This window comes from Kitasatospora sp. NPDC002965, assembly GCF_040611255.1.
Taxonomy (GTDB): domain Bacteria; phylum Actinomycetota; class Actinomycetes; order Streptomycetales; family Streptomycetaceae; genus Kitasatospora.
Genome location: NZ_JBEXNT010000100.1, coordinates 18,344 through 35,696 on the forward strand (window position 1 = coordinate 18,344; position 17,353 = coordinate 35,696).

General features: G+C 74.5%; 14 protein-coding genes and 1 pseudogene. 7 read left to right on the forward strand and 8 right to left on the reverse strand.

Translation table 11 applies throughout. The features are described 5' to 3' along the window. Positions 1-67: 67 nt before the first annotated feature. Positions 68-1,033, forward strand: a complete 966-nt coding sequence (locus tag ABZY91_RS30185; protein WP_329882789.1) for a DeoR/GlpR family DNA-binding transcription regulator — start codon at positions 68-70, stop codon at positions 1,031-1,033. Positions 1,034-1,104: 71 nt separating this feature from the next. Here ABZY91_RS30185 and ABZY91_RS30190 read toward each other — a convergent pair whose 3' ends face one another. From ABZY91_RS30190 to ABZY91_RS30215, 6 genes are all read right to left on the reverse strand, one after another. Beyond that, complete coding sequence (locus tag ABZY91_RS30190; RefSeq protein ID WP_329882714.1) at positions 1,105-2,877, reverse strand: biotin carboxylase N-terminal domain-containing protein; 1,773 nt, start codon at positions 2,875-2,877, stop codon at positions 1,105-1,107. Between the two features lie 264 nt (positions 2,878-3,141). Next, positions 3,142-3,960, reverse strand: a complete 819-nt coding sequence (locus ABZY91_RS30195; RefSeq protein ID WP_355406011.1) for a hypothetical protein — start codon at positions 3,958-3,960, stop codon at positions 3,142-3,144. Between the two features lie 433 nt (positions 3,961-4,393). Then, positions 4,394-4,993, reverse strand: a complete 600-nt coding sequence (locus ABZY91_RS30200; protein ID WP_355406012.1) for a nucleoside triphosphate pyrophosphatase — start codon at positions 4,991-4,993, stop codon at positions 4,394-4,396. A 49-nt stretch (positions 4,994-5,042) separates the two neighbouring features. Further along, positions 5,043-5,168 carry a hypothetical protein gene (locus ABZY91_RS30205; RefSeq protein WP_329882717.1) on the reverse strand — a complete coding sequence of 42 codons (126 nt, stop codon included), beginning with the start codon at positions 5,166-5,168 and terminating at the stop codon, positions 5,043-5,045. Between the two features lie 151 nt (positions 5,169-5,319). Next, positions 5,320-5,541, reverse strand: a complete 222-nt coding sequence (locus ABZY91_RS30210; protein ID WP_329882719.1) for an acyl-CoA carboxylase subunit epsilon — start codon at positions 5,539-5,541, stop codon at positions 5,320-5,322. A gap of 35 nt (positions 5,542-5,576) precedes the next feature. Then, positions 5,577-7,157 carry an acyl-CoA carboxylase subunit beta gene (locus ABZY91_RS30215; RefSeq protein WP_355406013.1) on the reverse strand — a complete coding sequence of 527 codons (1,581 nt, stop codon included), beginning with the start codon at positions 7,155-7,157 and terminating at the stop codon, positions 5,577-5,579. Between the two features lie 212 nt (positions 7,158-7,369). Here ABZY91_RS30215 and ABZY91_RS30220 point away from each other — a divergent pair, with 212 nt between their 5' ends. From ABZY91_RS30220 to ABZY91_RS30235, 4 genes and pseudogenes are all read left to right on the forward strand, one after another. Next, a complete protein-coding gene (locus tag ABZY91_RS30220; protein ID WP_355406014.1) occupies positions 7,370-8,260 on the forward strand; it encodes a biotin--[acetyl-CoA-carboxylase] ligase in 891 nt (296 codons plus the stop codon). Between the two features lie 228 nt (positions 8,261-8,488). After that, positions 8,489-9,619, forward strand: coding sequence for an adenylate/guanylate cyclase domain-containing protein (locus ABZY91_RS30225; protein ID WP_329950716.1), 1,131 nt, complete (start codon positions 8,489-8,491; stop codon positions 9,617-9,619). Positions 9,620-10,214: 595 nt separating this feature from the next. Continuing rightward, positions 10,215-11,240: pseudogene (locus tag ABZY91_RS30230) on the forward strand (diguanylate cyclase); the annotation flags it as partial. A 927-nt stretch (positions 11,241-12,167) separates the two neighbouring features. Next, positions 12,168-12,527: a hypothetical protein gene (locus tag ABZY91_RS30235; protein ID WP_355406015.1), complete on the forward strand. Its 360-nt coding sequence runs from the start codon at positions 12,168-12,170 to the stop codon at positions 12,525-12,527. Positions 12,528-12,529: 2 nt separating this feature from the next. Here the strand turns inward: ABZY91_RS30235 and ABZY91_RS30240 are convergent, their stop codons facing one another. Continuing rightward, positions 12,530-13,162, reverse strand: a complete 633-nt coding sequence (locus ABZY91_RS30240) for a TetR/AcrR family transcriptional regulator (protein WP_355406016.1) — start codon at positions 13,160-13,162, stop codon at positions 12,530-12,532. A 128-nt stretch (positions 13,163-13,290) separates the two neighbouring features. Here ABZY91_RS30240 and ABZY91_RS30245 point away from each other — a divergent pair, with 128 nt between their 5' ends. After that, on the forward strand, positions 13,291-14,478 hold the full coding sequence (locus tag ABZY91_RS30245) for a macrolide family glycosyltransferase (RefSeq protein WP_355406017.1): 1,188 nt from the start codon (positions 13,291-13,293) through the stop codon (positions 14,476-14,478). A 53-nt stretch (positions 14,479-14,531) separates the two neighbouring features. On the opposite strand, the gene fdhD is transcribed toward ABZY91_RS30245, so the two are convergent. After that, positions 14,532-15,353 (reverse strand): formate dehydrogenase accessory sulfurtransferase FdhD, encoded by an 822-nt coding sequence (gene fdhD, locus ABZY91_RS30250; protein WP_329882726.1) that lies wholly within the window; start codon positions 15,351-15,353, stop codon positions 14,532-14,534. A gap of 261 nt (positions 15,354-15,614) precedes the next feature. Here fdhD and hutH point away from each other — a divergent pair, with 261 nt between their 5' ends. Beyond that, a complete protein-coding gene (gene hutH, locus ABZY91_RS30255; protein WP_355406018.1) occupies positions 15,615-17,192 on the forward strand; it encodes a histidine ammonia-lyase in 1,578 nt (525 codons plus the stop codon). The last annotated feature ends 161 nt before the right edge of the window (positions 17,193-17,353 follow it).

A 17,353-nucleotide genomic window follows, 5' to 3' on the forward strand; every position in this document is an offset into this window, starting at 1 on the left:
GCAGACGGTCACGCACGTTACCGTCGGTTCTGTGTTTGCAGCAGAACGTCGCCAGTTGATCCTCGAAATGGTGCGCGCCAACGGAGCGGTCTCGCTCCGGGAACTGGCCCGCGTCGTCCAGACCTCCGAAGTGACCGTGCGCCGCGACGTACGGGCACTGGAGGCAGAAGGGCTCCTCGACCGCCGGCACGGCGGCGCGGTGCTCCCCGGCGGCTTCAGCCGCGAACCCGGTTACCCGCAGAAGACCCACCTCTCCGCCGCAGAGAAGAGCGCCATCGCCGATCTCGCAGCGGGCCTGGTGGAGGAAGGTGACGCCGTTGTCGTCGGCGCCGGTACCACCACCCAGGAGCTGGCCCGCCGGCTGGCCCGGGTGCCCGGGCTGACGGTGGTCACCAACTCGCTGCTGGTCGCCCAGGCGCTGGCGCACGCCAACCGGGTGGAGGTGGTGATGACCGGCGGTACGCTGCGCGGCTCCAACTACGCCCTGGTCGGCAGCGGCGCCGAACAGTCGCTGCACGGGTTGCGGGTGTCCAAGGCGTTCATCTCGGGCAGCGGACTGACCGCCGAGCGAGGCCTTTCGACCACGAACATGCTCTCCGCGAGCGTGGACCGGGCGTTGGTGCAGTCGGCCGCCGAGGTGATCGTCCTCGCCGACCACACCAAGCTCGGCGCGGACACCATGTTCCAGACCGTCCCGACCGAGACCATCACCCGGCTGGTCACCGACGAGCAGGCGACCGCCGACGACGCCACCGCGCGGGAGCTGGACGCGCTGGCCGACTGCGGGGTGCAGATCGACCTCGCGCCGCTCGGCACCCCGCCGACCGGTGACGCCCCGGTGCACGGCACCGGCAGCGGTCCCGTCCACCAGACCCAGCCGGGCCCGATGGCCCGCAGGGCGGCCCCGCCCCCGGGCGGCGCCCCGCTGCCCGGCCAGCGCCGCCCGGGCACCCACGGCCCCGGGGGACCGGGCGGTCCGGGCGGCCCGCTGCCGGCCAGACTCGCCGAGCTGGGCCTGCCGCGCGGGCGGTGACCCGCCGCCGGAAACGGCACCGGTCCGCACACCCTGGGGGGCGTACGGACCGGTGACGCAACGGGTGGACGTCAGTCCTTGATCTCGCAGAGCGCGGCGCCGCTGGAGACGCTGGCACCCACCTCGGCCTTGAGGCCGACGACGGTGCCCGCCTTGTGGGCGTTCAGCGGCTGCTCCATCTTCATCGCCTCCAGGACGACGATCAGCTCGCCCTCCGCGACGACCTGGCCCTCCTCGACGGCGACCTTGACGATGGTGCCCTGCATCGGCGAGGCCAGCGTGTCACCGCTGACGGCCGAACCGGCCTTCTTGGCACCCACCCGGCGCTTGGCCTTCGCGGCCCCCGCACCGGCCGCCGGGGCGGTGGAGACGCCCAGCGAGGACGGCAGCGAGACCTCGATCCGCTTGCCGCCGACCTCGACGACCACGGTCTCCCGGCCCTCGGCCTCCTCGCCGTCACCGGCGGCACCGGCGAACGCGGGGATGGTGTTGTCGAACTCGGTCTCGATCCACCGGGTGAAGACCTGGAACGGGCCCTCGCCGCCGTGCACCTCGGGGGCGAACGCGGGGTCGGTGACCACGGCCTGGTGGAACGGGATGGCGGTGGCCATGCCCTCGACCTTGAACTCCGCCAGCGCGCGCCGCGCCCGCTCCAGCGCCTGCTTGCGGTCGCGGCCGGAGACGACCAGCTTGGCCAGCAGGGAGTCCCAGGCCGGGCCGATGACCGAACCGGTCTCGACACCCGAGTCCAGCCGGACGCCCGGGCCGGACGGCGGGGCGAACAGCGTCACGGTGCCCGGCGCCGGCAGGAAGTTGCGGCCCGGGTCCTCGCCGTTGATCCGGAACTCGAAGGAGTGACCGCGGACCTCCGGGTCGTCGTAGCCGAGCTCCTCGCCGTCGGCGATCCGGAACATCTCCCGGACCAGGTCGATGCCGGTGACCTCCTCGGTCACCGGGTGCTCGACCTGCAGACGGGTGTTGACCTCCAGGAAGGAGATCGTGCCGTCCAGCGCGACCAGGAACTCGCAGGTGCCGGCGCCCTGGTAACCGGCCTCCTTGAGGATGGCCTTCGAGGACCGGTACAGCTCGGCGTTCTGCTCGGGGGTCAGGAACGGCGCGGGCGCCTCCTCGACGAGCTTCTGGTGCCGGCGCTGCAGCGAGCAGTCACGGGTGGAGACGACCACGACGTTGCCGTGCTTGTCCGCCAGGCACTGGGTCTCGACGTGCCGGGGGTTGTCCAGGTAGCGCTCGACGAAGCACTCGCCGCGCCCGAAGGCGGCGACCGCCTCGCGGACCGCGGACTCGAACAGCTCCGGGATCTCCTCCAGGGTGCGGGCGACCTTGAGGCCGCGGCCGCCGCCGCCGAAGGCCGCCTTGATGGCGACCGGCAGGCCGTGTTCCCGGGCGAACTCGACGACCTCGTCCGCACCCGCGACCGGGTCGGGCGTGCCGGCCACCAGCGGGGCACCGGCGCGCTGCGCCACGTGCCGGGCGGTGACCTTGTCCCCGAGATCGCGGATGGCCTGCGGCGGCGGGCCGATCCAGGTGAGGCCCGCGTCGAGGACGGCCTGGGCGAAGTCGGCGTTCTCCGACAGGAAGCCGTAGCCGGGGTGGACGGCGTCCGCACCCGAGTCGGCGGCGGCCTGGAGGACCTTCGCGATGTCCAGGTAGCTGGTGCCGGGGGTGTCGCCGCCCAGCGCGTAAGCCTCGTCGGCCGCGCGGACGTGCAGCGCATCCCGGTCCGGCTCGGCGTAGACGGCGACGCTGGCGATACCGGCGTCCGAGCAGGCACGGGCGACGCGGACGGCGATTTCCCCGCGGTTGGCGATGAGCACCTTGCGCACTGTGGCTCCCTTCTTGAACCTCGTTGAGTTTATGGATTCCTGGGCAGTACCGGCGAGTAGCCCCAGGTTGTGAACTATCCCACACGGAGGGTGATGCGTCCGGACGGGTGGTGGGCGGCCCGGCGGAAGTCTCTGCAGGTGACGGCAGGTGGGTCGGAGGGCGTCCGGTGCTTGCGGACGGTGACGCAGTGTCCCGGCGGGGCCGTGGCGGGGCGGTGGGCTTGGCCACACTCCGGCGGTTCGCGAGCCGCGCCCGGGCGTTCCTCAGGGAGCCGGCGCCGGGACGGGGGCGGTGGAGGCGGGGGCACCGGCGGCCGGGGCGGCGGAAGCGGGGGCGCCGGCGGCCGGGGCGGGCGCGGCCGGGGTGGGCGCGCGCTCCAGGGCCTGGGCGGTCACGTCGGCGACCTGCTCGACCACGTCCGGTCCGTACGCCTGGGGGTTGACCACCCGCAGGAGGAGGGCGAACGTGCCGTCCGCGCCGTGGCGGCGGGCCAGCCGGCGGTGGTGCGCCACGAGGTGGCGGACTCCGGCCTGGTTGGCGACCCCGGTCTGGCCGGAGATCAGGAAGACCGGGCGGCCACCCCCGGGAGTGGCCAGCCGGGCCAGCAGGACGTGGACCCCGGCTTCCCAGTCGGCGGTGTAGGAGCGGCCGCCGACGGTGATCACGTTGTCGGCCGCTTCGGGGCCATTGGATATCGTCACCCCGGGCAGGCCCCAGGCGAGGTGGGCGGCCATCCGGTCGTTGGAGACGGGGCCGCCGAAGCAGAGCTCGGTCTTGGCGCCGAGGCTGCGCGGCGCGGCGTCGTGCGCGACCAGGTCGGCCTGCGAGCCGCACTCCTTCACCAGGGCGGCCAGCTCCATCAGCGCGTAGGCGTCGCGCCGGGTGACCGTGCGGGGGTGTGCGCCGGTGCCGATGCTGCGGTTGACCACGATCAGGCACTCGCCGCCGGCCGGCAGGCCGAGGAAGGCCCTGGTCCGTTCCAGCCGCCGTCTTCGGCGCAGGCTCTGGCCGAGCCACCCGATCGTGGCGCTGAGCGCGCTGGCGACCAGCCCCAGCAGCACGTTGAGCAGACTGTCGGTCATCCGCCCATCACCTCCCCGTTCGAACGGTGCCGGTCAGCCTAGCGGTGGGCAGGCCGGTGGCCCCGGTCCGGACCGTCGACGGTGCCGGAGCGCACTTCTAGCGTGCATCAGATGAGGCAAGCAACGGGGAAGTTGGCGTTAATAGCACTCGTCTTTGGCGCACTGACGACGGCCGGGTGCAGCAGTTCGGGCACGGGCGGAGCGGCGGGCCCGCCGCCGGTCGCCGCCGTGGTCCCGCTCAGCGGCCCGGCCCGCTTCGGCGCGGATGCCGGGTGGGCGCCCGCCGCCGCGACCTCCCCGGTCAGGCAGCCGAAGCCCTGCCCGGGCTCGAAGTACGGCGCCGAGCTGCTCGGGGCCGGCGCGTCGCCGGACGCCCCGGACGTCCCGGGTTTCCCGGGCCTTCGGGCACCGACGCCCCGGCCGGCGGCCGACGTCAGACCCAGAGGTCGGTGATCCGGACGTCCAGTTCGGCGAGCAGGCCGCGCAGCAGCGGCAGCGAGAGGCCGATGACGTTGCCCGGGTCGCCGTCGATGCCCTCGACGAACGGCGCCGAGCGGCCGTCCAGGGTGAACGCGCCGGCCACGTGCAGCGGTTCGCCGGTGGCGATGTAGGCGGCGACCTCGGCGTCGTCGGGGGTGCCGAAGCGGACGGTGGTGGAGGCCGTGGCGGAGGCCTGTCGCCCGGTGACGGTGTCGATGACGCAGTGGCCGGTGCGCAGCACGCCGGCGCGGCCGCGCATCGACTGCCAGCGGGCCAGCGCCTCGGTGGCGTCGGCGGGCTTGCCGAGCGCCAGGCCGTCCAGCTCCAGCACCGAGTCGCAGCCGATCACCAGTTCGCCGCCGGTGAGTGTGGCGGCGACGGCCTTGGCCTTGGCCTCGGCGAGGACGAGGGCCAGCTCGGCGGGGGTGGCGGCGGTGAGGGCGTCCTCGTCGACGCCGCTGACCACCACGCGCGGGTCGAGGCCCGCCTGGCGCAGCAGCCCGAGGCGGGCGGGGGAGGCGGAGGCGAGCACGAGGGTGCGGCGGTCGGTCATGCCCACCAGCGTAGAGGGGCGGTCCGGTCGGCCGGGCGGAGCGTCGCGTTCAGAGCATCAGCAGAACGGCGATCAGCAGGGTGAGGGCGGCGAGCACGTGGCCGGCCCGGTGCAGCCTGCGCTGCATTCGCTGGGCTTCCGGGGACGGCTCGTCGCGGGGATCTGACCAGAGCACTCCTCCAGGGTGCTCCGCGGGGCTGCCGGGACGCCTGAGTATCCGTACTCAGGTTTCGGGGCAATCCGGACGTTCGCCGGGCGTGCCGCCGGGCGGGGCGGCGGGTGCCGGCGAAGCACCTGCCGCCCCGCCCGGGGCGCGCCCGGTGCTGCTATCCGGCCCAGCCGGAGGTGCGCCAGGCGTTGGCGCCCGGGCGCGGGGCGGTCCGGAGCCGGCGGGCGCGGTCGTTCCAGGGGGAGTCCGGGCCGGCGCCGGCCCGGCGGGTCGCCTCGGCGGCGGCCTGCGCGGCGGCGGCCCGGGCCTGGACCACCGCCAGGACGGTGGCCAGCTCCTCGGGGGTCGGCTGCCCGTGCAGCACGTGGATCGGGGCCATGCTCAATCCTCTCGCGATCCTCTCGGAGCGGGCGACTACAGCGGGATGTTGCCGTGCTTCTTCGGCGGCAGCGTCTCGCGCTTGCCGCGCAGCGCGCGCAGGCCGCGGACGATGTGCCGGCGGGTCTCGCTCGGCGCGATGACGGCGTCCACGTAGCCGCGCTCGGCCGCGAGGTACGGGTTGAGCAGGGTGTCCTCGTAGGAGGCGATCAGCTCGGCCCGCTTCGTGTCGACGTCGTCCGCCTCGGCCAGCTCGCGCCGGTGCAGGATGTTGACCGCGCCCTGGGCGCCCATCACCGCGATCTGCGCGGTCGGCCAGGCCAGGTTGAGGTCGGCGCCCAGGTGCTTGGAGCCCATGACGTCGTACGCGCCGCCGAAGGCCTTGCGGGTGATCACGGTGATCAGCGGGACGGTGGCCTCGGCGTAGGCGTAGATCAGCTTGGCGCCGCGGCGGATGATGCCGTCCCACTCCTGCTCGGTGCCGGGCAGGAAGCCGGGCACGTCGACGAAGGTCAGCACCGGGACGTTGAACGCGTCGCAGGTGCGGATGAACCGGGCGGCCTTCTCGCTGGCGGCGATGTCCAGGCAGCCGGCCAGGTCCATCGGCTGGTTCCCGACGATGCCGACCGCGTGGCCCTCGACCCGGCCGAAGCCGGTGATGATGTTGCCCGCGTACAGCGGCTGGGTCTCCAGGAACTCGCCGTCGTCGAGGATGTGCTCGATCACCCGGTGCATGTCGTACGGCTGGTTCGCCGAGTCCGGGACCAGGGCGTCGAGTTCGAGGTCCTCGTCGGTGATCGCGAGGTCCGCCTCCTCGGGGAAGGACGGCGGGTCGGAGAGGTTGTTGGAGGGCAGGTACGAGAGCAGGCTCTTGACGTACTCGACCGCCTCCTTCTCGTCCGCGGCCAGGTGGTGCGCGTTGCCGGACTTGGTGTTGTGGGTGTGCGCGCCGCCCAGCTCCTCCATGCCGACGTCCTCACCGGTGACGGTCTTGATCACGTCGGGGCCGGTGATGAACATGTGCGAGGTCCGGTCGGCCATCACCACGAAGTCGGTGATCGCGGGGGAGTAGACCGCGCCGCCCGCGCAGGGGCCCATGATCAGCGAGATCTGCGGGATCACGCCCGAGGCGTGCACGTTGCGGCGGAAGATCTCGCCGTACAGGCCGAGCGAGACCACGCCCTCCTGGATCCGGGCGCCGCCGGAGTCGTTGATGCCGATCACCGGGCAGCCGGTCTTCAGCGCGAAGTCCATGACCTTGACGATCTTCTCGCCGTACACCTCGCCCAGCGAGCCGCCGAACACGGTGAAGTCCTGCGCGAAGACGGCGACCGGGCGGCCGTCGACGGTGCCGTACCCGGTGACCACGCCGTCGCCGTACGGGCGGGTCCGCTCCTGGCCGAAGTTGGTCGAGCGGTGCCGGGCGAACTCGTCGAACTCGACGAAGGACCCCTCGTCCAGCAGTTCCGCGACCCGCTCACGGGCCGTCAGCTTGCCCTTGGCGTGCTGCTTCTCCACCGCCTTGGCGGAACCGGAGTGCACCGCCTCGTCGAGCCTGCGCCGGAGGTCGGCGAGCTTGCCGGCGGTGGTGTGCGGGTCGTACGGCGCCTCGGTCATCCGGTGGCTCTCCCTGCTCCTTGGCCGCGACCTGTTTCGGGGTCGCGCGGGCCGGGTGGGGATCCGCGCGGATGAGGGCAGGGCGGCGCTACGAACTACCGTTGGGTAGCGTAGTCATCGCTGACGGTTTCCCGTTATGGCCAGCGACACAGTGTGGTCGGCCGCCGTTCTGCGGGACAATGGGGCGGCCTACGGCCTCTAGGGTGTGCCGCATGACCTCCGACACCCCCCGCCGCAGTGGACTGCGCGGCTTCGGCCATGCCGGGCCGTCGCCGTGGACCGACCTGGACCGCCCGCCGCTGGACGCCGCGGCGCTCCGCCGGGACCTGCTGGTCCCGGGCGGGTTGTGGACCGGGCTGGACGTCGTCGACGAGACCGGCTCCACCAACACCGACCTCGCCGCCCGGGCCCGGGACGGTGCCCCGCAGGGCGCGGTGCTGGTCGCCGAGGCGCAGCGGACCGGGCGCGGACGGCTGGAACGGCAGTGGACGGCGCCCGCCCGTTCGGGGCTCTTCCTCTCCGTCCTGCTTCGCCCGGACGGGGTACCCGTCGAGCGGTACGGCTGGCTGCCGATCCTGGTCGGCGTCGCGGCGGCGAGCACGCTGAGCCGGGTCGCCGAGGTGGAGGTCGGTCTGAAGTGGCCCAACGACCTCCAGGTCGGGATCGACGGGGCGGAGCGCAAGCTGGGCGGCATCCTCACCGAGCTCAGCGGCGGCGCGGTGGTCGCCGGTCTGGGCGTCAACGTCTCGCTGCGCGCGTCCGAGCTGCCCGTCCCCACCGCCGCGTCGCTGGTCCTGGCCGGTGCCGCCGTCACCGACCGGTCCACGCTGCTGCGCGCGCTGCTGCGCGAGTTCGCCGGCCTGTACCGGGAGTGGACGGACGCCGCCGGCGACCCGCACGCCAGCGGACTGCTGAGCGCGTACGCGGACCGGTGCACCACGCTCGGCCGGGAGGTCAGGGTGCTGCTGCCCGGCGACCGCGAACTGGCCGGCGAGGCGGTGGCGATCGACGGGGACGGCCGGCTGGTGGTCCGGACGCCCGACGGTTCGCGGCGGCCGGTCGGCGCGGGCGATGTCGTCCACGTGCGGCCGGAGCCGCGCTGACGGCGGCCGGACGCCCGGCGCCGGGGAGCGGCGCCGGAGCGCGGAACCGCCCGGGCCGACGGGAGTCTTCACCACCCCTTGACCCGGGCGGATGCCCCGGATCGCGGGATTCCGTGCGAATATTCCACCTGGCAGCAGTGTGAGGCGCGCCACTGCCCGCCGGGGTGGCGGGCGCGCCCGGACAGGCAGGACACGAGGCGAGTGCGGCGACCGCACGGGGACGGACCGGTGGCAGAGGACGGCAGCAACGGCGGCGCGGCGGGCTCCCACGACCAGACGGGCCCCCACGACCAGACGGTCGCCCTCGACCTGGAACGCCTGATCCTGGACGCGCCGCGACGCTACACCCCGTACCAGGCCGCGCGGGCGGCCGACGTCCCGATGGACCTGGCCACCCGGTTCTGGCGGGCGATGGGCTTCCCGGACATCGGGCAGTCCCGGGCGCTGACCGACGGTGACGTGATCGCTCTGCGCCGGCTGTCCGGGCTGGTCGAGTCGGGGCTGCTGAGCGAGGCGATGGCGATCCAGGTGGCGCGTTCCACCGGTCAGACCACGGCCCGGCTGGCCGGCTGGCAGATGGACACCTTCCTGGAGAACCTCACCCAGTCCGTCGAACCCGGTCTGACCCGCGCCGACGTCGCGTACCCGCTGGTCGAGCTGCTGCTTCCGGAGCTGGAGCAGTTCCTGGTGTACGTCTGGCGCCGCCAGCTGGCCGCCGTCACCGGCCGCGTGGTGCAGGCCGCGGAGGACAACGAGATCACCAGCGGCCGGCTCGCCGTGGGCTTCGCCGACCTGGTCGGCTTCACCCGGCTCTCCCGGCGGCTGGAGGAGGAGGAGCTCGGCGAACTGGTCGAGACGTTCGAGAACACCTGCTCCGACCTGATCGCCGGCCAGGGCGGCCGGGTGATCAAGACGCTGGGCGACGAGATCCTCTACGTCTCCGAGGACCCGGTGACGGCGGCCGAGATCGCGCTCAGCCTGATCGAGGCGCTGGCCGAGGACGACAGCATTCCCGCGCTGCGGGTGGGCATGGCGTTCGGCACGGTCACCTCGCGGATGGGCGACGTCTTCGGCACCACGGTCAACCTGGCCAGCCGGCTCACCTCGATCGCCCCGAAGGACGCGGTGCTGATCGACGGCGAGTTCGCCGTCGCGCTGGAGCAGAACGGCAGTGTCGCGCCCGCCGACGTCGACGGGCCCGGCCTGGCCGAGGCGCTCGCGGCGGCGGCCGGTTCGCGGCCGGCGGGCGCCCCGGACACCGGGCACCGGTTCAACCTCCAGCCGATGTGGCGCCGTCCGGTGCGCGGGCTCGGGCTGGTCGAGCCGTGGCTGCTCTCCCGGCGGCTGCGGGCGGAGTAGGGCCCGGTTCGGCGGGCCGCATCGGGTTCGGCGCGGCCGTGACGATGCGTAGTGACCGGAGCTGCCGGAGCTGCCGCAGCTGCCGGAGCTGTCCGACGCTTTCGGAGCGGGCGGAGGCTTTCGGAGCGGCCTGAACGGTTCGGGAGAACGGCCGTCGTGGGTGCCCGCGGGGCGTGGCCGGGTGGTGCGGGGGCGGCGCGGAACGCCGTCGAGCGCCGTACGGGCGGAGCGGGGCGCCGCCCGGCGGAGTAGAACCTGCCCGGGCCGGGCACGGTCTTGCCGCAAGCCGAACGGTTGAAAGTCGTACTGCCCTGCGGATCCTCTTCGACAAACGGGGCATAACCGAATGAAACCGCCATAGTCTTGGTGCAAGCGGCCGAATGGGTGCGGTTCCCGGGGGCGGGGTCCCCGGGGCGCGGGCCCGGCGGCCCGTCGCAGGGGACCGAGCAGGACCGAGCACAGGGAGCGAGGCGAGCCGGTGAGCAGTGAGGCGATCATGACGGACCGCGGCTGCGACTGCGACCGGACGCAGCAGCCGCCGGCCCCCGGGGCCCCCGACACGCGGCTGACCTCCGTGGTCGAACTCGCCCAGGACATGGCCGGGGCGCTCACCCCGCTGGAGGCCGTCCGGGCCGCCGCCGCACGCGCCACCGAGGCACTCGGCGCCACCATGGCCGCCGTCTCGGTCTGGGACCGCGAGTCCGGCCGGCTGCGGGTCCTGGTCAACCACGGGGAACTCTCGCCGGGGGAGGAGGAGCTGCCCGAGGACGAGTCCTACCCGGTGGCCGACTTCCCCGAGATCGTCACCTACCTGGAGGAGCGCTGGACCACAGGCCGGCTGCCGCGCGCCTGGGTCCAGACCGCCGACAACAGCCAGCCGCACCCCGGGCACGCGCACCCGACCGCAGGCGCGTACTGCCAGGAACGCGCCGCCGCGCTGCGCCGGCGCGGGCGGGCCTGCTGCGTGGTCGCGCCGATCGTCCTGCACGGGCAGGCCTGGGGCGAGCTCTACCTCGCCCGGGCCACCGGGTCGGCCGGGTTCACCGACGCGGACGCCGACTACGCCACCCTGCTCGCCGCCCAGATCTCGGCCGGGCTCGCCCAGACCGAACGCCTCGCCGACCTGCGCAAGCTCGCCTTCTCCGACCCGCTCACCGGTCTGGCCAACCGGCGTGCGGTGGACGCGCGGCTGGAGAGCGCGCTGGAGGCCCACAACCGGGACAACACCGTGGTCTCGCTGGTGGTCTGCGACGTCAACGGCCTGAAGCGGGTCAACGACCAGCTCGGCCACGAGGTGGGCGACCGGCTGCTGGAGCGCTTCGCCCACCAGCTGTCGCTGGCCGCCGCCAAGCTCCCCGGCAGCCTCGCCGCCCGGCTCGGCGGCGACGAGTTCTGCCTGCTCGCCGAGGGCCAGAAGGCGGACGAGGTGGTCGCCGTCGCCGAGGAGCTGTGCGCCCGGGCGCTCGCCCTGGCCGAGGGCGAGGGCGTCGCCTGCGGGGTCGCCTCCACCGGTGACTCGATCGGCCCGGTCACCACCCCCGACCGGCTCTTCCGGCTCGCCGACGCCGCCCAGTACCGGGCCAAGGCCGCCCGCGCCGCCCACCCGGTGGTCGCCGGACGCAGCCACGGCCCGGGCTTCTCGCCCGACCCGACGGTGCTGCTCGCCGACGCCGCGGACCCGCACCACCGTGCCGACGGGCGCGGCCGACCCGGCGGCCGGGCCGGCTCCGGCGACCGGCGGCGCTTCCGCGGCGCCGCGCACAGCGCCGACCCGGGGCAGTTGCTCACTGCGGTGCTCGCCGCGCTCGACCAGCACGGCAACACCCGCTCCGTGCACCCCGCGGACACCATCGGCAAGCTGGCCGTCGTCGCCGAGATCTCGGCCCGGCTGCTGGACGCGGTCGGTTGGTGGATCTCGTACGTGCCGCCCGGCTCTCAGCTGATGCGCACCGCGCAGCACGCCGTCTACCGGATGACCAGCGGGCCGAGCAGCACCCGGGCGGAGACGCAGCGGGCCCAGATCGAGGCCCCGGACGCCGTCTTCGACCTGCGCCACTACCCGATGACCCGCCGGGCCGTACGCGGCGGGGCCTTCGCCCTGCGGGCCGGCGCGGCGGGCAACGACCCGGCGGAGGAGGCCATGCTGGTGGTCTCCGGCTACCGCGGCATGGTCGCGGCCGGCGGTCAGAACGCGGCCGGCGGGTGGCTGCTGGAGCTGTTCGCGGACGACGCCACCCTCCCGCTGGGCCAGGTCGCCGCGGCGCTGCGCTCCCTGGTCGCCGTCGCCCTCGCCGGCCCGGCCTCACCCCCGGTGAGCTGAGGGCCGGAGGCGGGGGAGCGGCGGGCGGGCGAAGGGCGGGCGGGGCCGGGCCGTCGGCGCGGTGTGGCGGTTCGGTGACCGGTCTGTTCCGAGCCGGTCGCGGTCCGGTGGCGAGGGCGTTGCGGGACTGGGCGCGGTGGGGCGGGCGTGGGATGGTGTCCGCGGTCGGCGGGCCGTCGGGGCCGCGCCGGATCGGATTCTCGGGGGTTGACTCCTATGCGCGCTCGGTTGACGGGCCTCGTCCTCTCCGCGGTGCTCGCCTTCGGCGGCGGCGCGCTCGCCGCCGCGCCGGCGGCCTCGGCGGCCCCGGTGGTGCGGTCGGCCCCCGCGGCCCCGGAAGCCCCAGGGGCCCGGCAGGCGCCCGCCCCCGTGGTGCCCGCGGCGGCCGGGCAGGCGGGCGCGTCGGCGGACCGGCACGGGGCGTCGCGGCTGGCCGAGTCGTCGAAGGACAAGTCCAAGAAGAAGAAAAAGAAGAAGAAGGGCCTCGGCCGGATGATGGGCCTGCTGATCGGCGCCGTGCTGGTGCTGACGGTGATCGCCGTGATCATCGTGGTCGTGCTGGTGCTCCGCCGCCGCAACCGCCGCTGAGGTCAGCCGCCGTCCGGCGCTCCGTCGGCCGCTCCGTCCGTCGCTCCGAGCGCGCGCAGGACCGCGGCGACCAGGCGGTCCGCGTACGCGTGGTCGACCGCCCCGAGACCGTGCAGCCAGCGGTAGTACATCGGCCCGTAGAGCAGGTCGACGGCGAGGTCGAGGTCGGTGTCGGCCGGGAGCTGTCCGGCGGTGCGGGCGCTGCGCAGGCGGTCGCGGGTGACCTCCAGCAGGGGGTCCAGCAGCCGTTCGCGGTACTCGCGCAGCAGGTCCGGGTCGACCAGGTACTCGGAGATCAGACCCCGGCCGGTGTTGTCGAAGGCGGGGTCGGTGAGCTCGTCGGCGGTCGGGCGCAGGACGGCGCGCAGGTCGGCGCCGAGATCGCCGGTGTCGGGCAGCGCGAGGCTGCCGCTGGCGTCCTCGCTGACGGCGAGGAAGGCGTCGAAGACGACCGCGCCCTTCGACGGCCACCAGCGGTAGATGGTCTGCTTGCCGACTCCGGCGCGGGCGGCGATCTTCTCGATGGTGAGCTTGGCGAAGCCGACCTCGGAGACCAGGTCGGCGGCGGCGGCGAGGATCGCGGCGCGGCTCTGCTGGCTGCGGCGGCTGGGGTCGGGCGCGGTCTGTCGGGACATGGGGCCATCCTAGCGCCACAGCGAGACGAACCGTCTCGTCTTGACGAGTGGCGGGTCGTCAGGTCATGATGAGGGCGTTCCGACGAGACGGATCGTCTCGTCTCACCATCTCGACGAAGGGCTCCACCATGACCCGCTCCGCGCACATCGCCATGGTCTCCATCCCGGCCCACGGGCACGTCAACCCGAGCCTCGCCGTCGTCGCCGAGCTCGTCGCCCGCGGCCACCGGGTCAGCTACGTCAACGACGCCTCGTTCGCCGGGCCGGTCGAGGCGACCGGGGCGACGCTCGTGCCGTACCCGACCGCGCTGCCCCTCACCGACGACTCCCAGGTGTGGCTGCAGGACCCGGTGGCGATCCAGAACCTCTTCCTCGACGACGCCGTCGCCATGACCCCGGTGGTCCGCCGGCTCTTCGAGGAGGACCGGCCCGACCTCGTGCTGTACGACATCGCCGGGTTCACCGGGCGGGCGGTGGCCGAGGGGCACGGCGTCCCGGCCCTCCAGCTCTCCCCGACCTACGTCGCCTGGCAGGGCTTCGAGCAGGACATGGCCGAGGTGTTCGAGGCGATCCGCAGCGGCCCCGGCGGGCCCGCGTACATGCGGCGGTTCGCCGACTGGCTGGCCGAGAACGGCACCGTCGTCCGGGACCCGGAGGAGTTCAAGGCCCTCCCGGCCCGCGCCCTCGCCCTGATCCCGCGGGCCCTGCAGCCCAACGCCGACCGGGTCGACCCCGCGCGGTACACCTTCGTCGGCCAGTGCTTCGGCGACCGCTCGCACCAGGGCGGCTGGCAGCGGCCGGAGGGCGCCGAGAAGGTGGTGCTGGTCTCGCTCGGCTCCGCCTTCACCCACCAGCCGGCCTTCTACCGGGAGTGCCTCCGGGCCTTCGGCGACCTGCCCGGCTGGCACGTCGTGCTCCAGATCGGCAAGCACACCGACCTGGCCGAGCTGGGCGAGGTGCCGGCCAACGTCGAGGTGCACCGGTGGGTGCCGCAGTTCGACGTGCTCGCGAAGGCCGACGCCTTCGTCACCCACGCCGGCATGGGTGGCAGCAGCGAGGGCCTCTACCACGGGGTGCCGATGATCGCGGTGCCGCAGGCCGTCGACCAGTTCGGCAACGCGGACAAGCTGGTGGAGCTGGGCGTCGCCCGCCGCCTCGACACGGAACAGGCCACCGGGGAGGCGCTGCGCGCCGCCCTGCTGGAACTGACCGGCGACCCGGAGGTGGCCGCGCGCCTGGACGTGCTCCGCGCCGAGGCGCGCGCCGAGGGCGGCACCGCCCGCGCGGCCGACCTGGTCGAGGCCGAGCTGCGCTGACGCGGGGGCGGGATCCGGGCCCCGGGCGCGCCCTCGCGGGCGGGCCCGGGGCCTCAGGCGATCCGGTCCGGGCGGGTGTACACGTTGGCGCCCTCGCCGCGCAGGAAGCCCACCAGGGTCAGGCCCAGCTCCTCCGCCAGGTCCACCGCCAGCGAGGACGGCGCCGACACGGCGGCCAGCAGCGGGGCCCCGGCCAGCGCCGCCTTCTGGGTCAGCTCGAACGAGGCCCGGCCGCTGACCAGGAGCACGTGCCCGGTCAGCGGGAGCCGTCCCGCGCGCAGCGCCCAGCCGACCACCTTGTCGACGGCGTTGTGCCGGCCGACGTCCTCGCGGGCGCAGAGCAGTTCGCCGCTCACGCCGTCGAACAGGCCGGCCGCGTGCAGGCCGCCGGTGGAGTCGAAGGTCCGCTGGGCGGCCCGCAGCCGGTCCGGCAGCCCGTACAGCAGTGCGGGCGGGACGGTCAGCGGGTCGTCGGCGACCGGGTGGCGGACGTGGGTGCGGACGGCGTCCACGGTGTCCCGGCCGCAGAGGCCGCAGGCGCTGGTGGTGAGCAGGTTGCGGTGGGCGGAGAGCGGCAGCGCCCCGGCGCCGCGCAGCGTCGCGTCCACCACGTTGTAGGTGTTGGCGCCGGCCTCGTCGGTGCCGGCGCAGTAGCGCAGTGCCGCGAGGTCCTCGGAGGTGTGCACCAGCCCCTCGCCGACCAGGAAGCCCGCCACCAGGTCGAAGTCCTGGCCCGGGGTGCGCATGGTGACCGTGAGCGGCTCGCCGCCGAGCCGGATCTCCAGCGGCTCCTCGGCCGCCAGCGCATCCGGCCGGGTGCTCCGCCCGTCCCCCCGCAGCCGGACCACCCGCCGCCGCGCCGTCGCCCGCGTCATCGTGTCGCCGCCTCCTGTGTCCGTCGGTCTGCCTGTCGGTCCGTGCCGTCCGTGCCGTCCGCGCGGTCTGCGCCGTCCGTGCAGGCCCGAGGCCGGTCCGTTGCCGTGGCGTGCGCCGTGGGGTGCCCGTCACCCCCACAGCGTGCGGCACCGGCTGCGGTATCCGAAAATCCAGGTGACCGACCGGTCCGGCGCCGGAGTCCCGGAAGGGCTCAGGTGTTGTCATATCTTCATTCACCTGATGAGATGGTGTATATGGATATGCACAGTGCTGCGGCCCCCCACACGCCGCTCGTCCAGGTCGGCAAGGCCGACGTCAGCGCCGAGGACGTGCTGGCCGTCGCCCGGGGGAACGCCCGGGTCGAGATCGGCCCGGACGCGCTCGCCGAGATGGCGGTCGCGCGCGCCCGGATCGACGCCCTGGCGGCCGAACCCCGCCCCGTCTACGGCGTTTCCACCGGCTTCGGTGCCCTCGCCGTCCGGCACATCAGCCCCGAACTCCGGGCCCAGCTGCAGCGCTCGCTGGTCCGCTCGCACGCCGCCGGGATGGGCCCGGCGGTCGAGCGCGAGGTGGTCCGCGCACTGGTGTTCCTGCGGATGAAGACGCTCGCCAGCGGCCGCACCGGGGTCCGCCCCCTGGTGGCCCGGACCATGGCCGCGATCCTCAACGCCGGCATCACCCCCGTGGTCCGGGAGTTCGGCTCGCTCGGCTGTTCCGGTGACCTCGCGCCGCTCTCGCACTGCGCGCTCGTCCTGATGGGCGAAGGCGTCGCGACCGGCCCCGACGGCGTCGAGAAGCCGGCCGCCGAGCTGCTCGCCGCCGCCGGCATCGAACCGGTCGAACTGCTGGAGAAGGAGGGCCTCGCCCTCATCAACGGCACCGACGGCATGCTCGGCATGCTGGTCATGGCCATCGCCGACCTGCAGCGGCTGTTCACCACCGCCGACATCACCGCCGCGATGACCCTGGAGGCGCTGCTCGGCACCGACAAGGTGCTCGCCCCCGAGCTGCACGCCCCGATCCGCCCGCACCCCGGCCAGGCGCTCTCCGCCGCCAACATGCTGGCCGTGCTCAAGGACTCCGGCCTCACCGGCCACCACCAGGACGACGCCCCGCGCGTCCAGGACGCCTACTCGATCCGCTGCGCCCCGCAGGTCGCCGGCGCAGGCCGTGACACCCTCGCCCACGCCGCGCTCGTCGCCTCCCGCGAGCTGGCCGCCTCCGTCGACAACCCGGTGGTGCTGCCGGACGGCCGGGTGGAGTCCAACGGCAACTTCCACGGCGCCCCGGTCGCGTACGTGCTGGACTTCCTCGCCATCGCCGCCGCCGACCTCGGCTCGATCTCGGAGCGCCGCACCGACCGGCTCCTCGACAAGTCCCGCTCGCACGGCCTGCCGGCCTTCCTCGCCGACGACCCGGGCGTGGACTCCGGCCTGATGATCGCCCAGTACACCCAGGCGGCGCTGGTCAGCGAGAACAAGCGGCTCGCCGTGCCCGCCTCGGTCGACTCGATCCCCTCCTCGGCCATGCAGGAGGACCACGTCTCGATGGGCTGGTCCGCCGCGCGCAAGCTGCGCCAGTCCGTCGACAACCTCGGCCGGATCCTCGCCGTCGAACTCACCGCCGCCGCACGGGCGCTGGAGATCCGCCGGCAGGCCGACGCCAGCGGCACGGTGGCGCCCGCCAGTGCCGCGGCGATGGCCGCCGCCCGTGAGGCGGGGGTCGGCGGCGCCGGCCGCGACCGCTTCCTCTCGCCGGACCTGGAGGCCGCCGCGGCGCTGGTCGCCTCCGGCGACCTGGTGCGCGCGGTGGAGCGGGTCACCGGCCCGCTGGCCTGACGACCGGTCGTGCGGAGCGCACGGGGCGCTGCTCCGGACCCCGCCGTGGACCCTGTGGCGGGCTCCGCGACGGGCCCGGAGCCGGACGGGACCGGCCGCCCGAGGCGGCCGGTCCCCCGGCGTGGTCGGGCCCGGGGAGGGTCAGTCCCCGTGGCGCCGCA

Excerpts from the sequence above, each read along its gene's own strand:
- ABZY91_RS30245 (WP_355406017.1), top strand. The coding sequence starts at position 13,291 with ATGACCCGCTCCGCGCACATCGCCATGGTCTCCATCCCGGCCCACGGG.
- ABZY91_RS30215 (WP_355406013.1), bottom strand. The coding sequence starts at position 7,157 with ATGACCGAGGCGCCGTACGACCCGCACACCACCGCCGGCAAGCTCGCC.
- ABZY91_RS30200 (WP_355406012.1), bottom strand. The coding sequence starts at position 4,993 with ATGACCGACCGCCGCACCCTCGTGCTCGCCTCCGCCTCCCCCGCCCGC.
- ABZY91_RS30240 (WP_355406016.1), bottom strand. The coding sequence starts at position 13,162 with ATGTCCCGACAGACCGCGCCCGACCCCAGCCGCCGCAGCCAGCAGAGC.
- fdhD (WP_329882726.1), bottom strand. The coding sequence starts at position 15,353 with ATGACGCGGGCGACGGCGCGGCGGCGGGTGGTCCGGCTGCGGGGGGAC.
- ABZY91_RS30210 (WP_329882719.1), bottom strand. The coding sequence starts at position 5,541 with ATGGCCCCGATCCACGTGCTGCACGGGCAGCCGACCCCCGAGGAGCTG.
- hutH (WP_355406018.1), top strand. The coding sequence starts at position 15,615 with ATGCACAGTGCTGCGGCCCCCCACACGCCGCTCGTCCAGGTCGGCAAG.
- ABZY91_RS30195 (WP_355406011.1), bottom strand. The coding sequence starts at position 3,960 with ATGACCGACAGTCTGCTCAACGTGCTGCTGGGGCTGGTCGCCAGCGCG.
- ABZY91_RS30220 (WP_355406014.1), top strand. The coding sequence starts at position 7,370 with ATGACCTCCGACACCCCCCGCCGCAGTGGACTGCGCGGCTTCGGCCAT.
- ABZY91_RS30185 (WP_329882789.1), top strand. The coding sequence starts at position 68 with ATGGTGCGCGCCAACGGAGCGGTCTCGCTCCGGGAACTGGCCCGCGTC.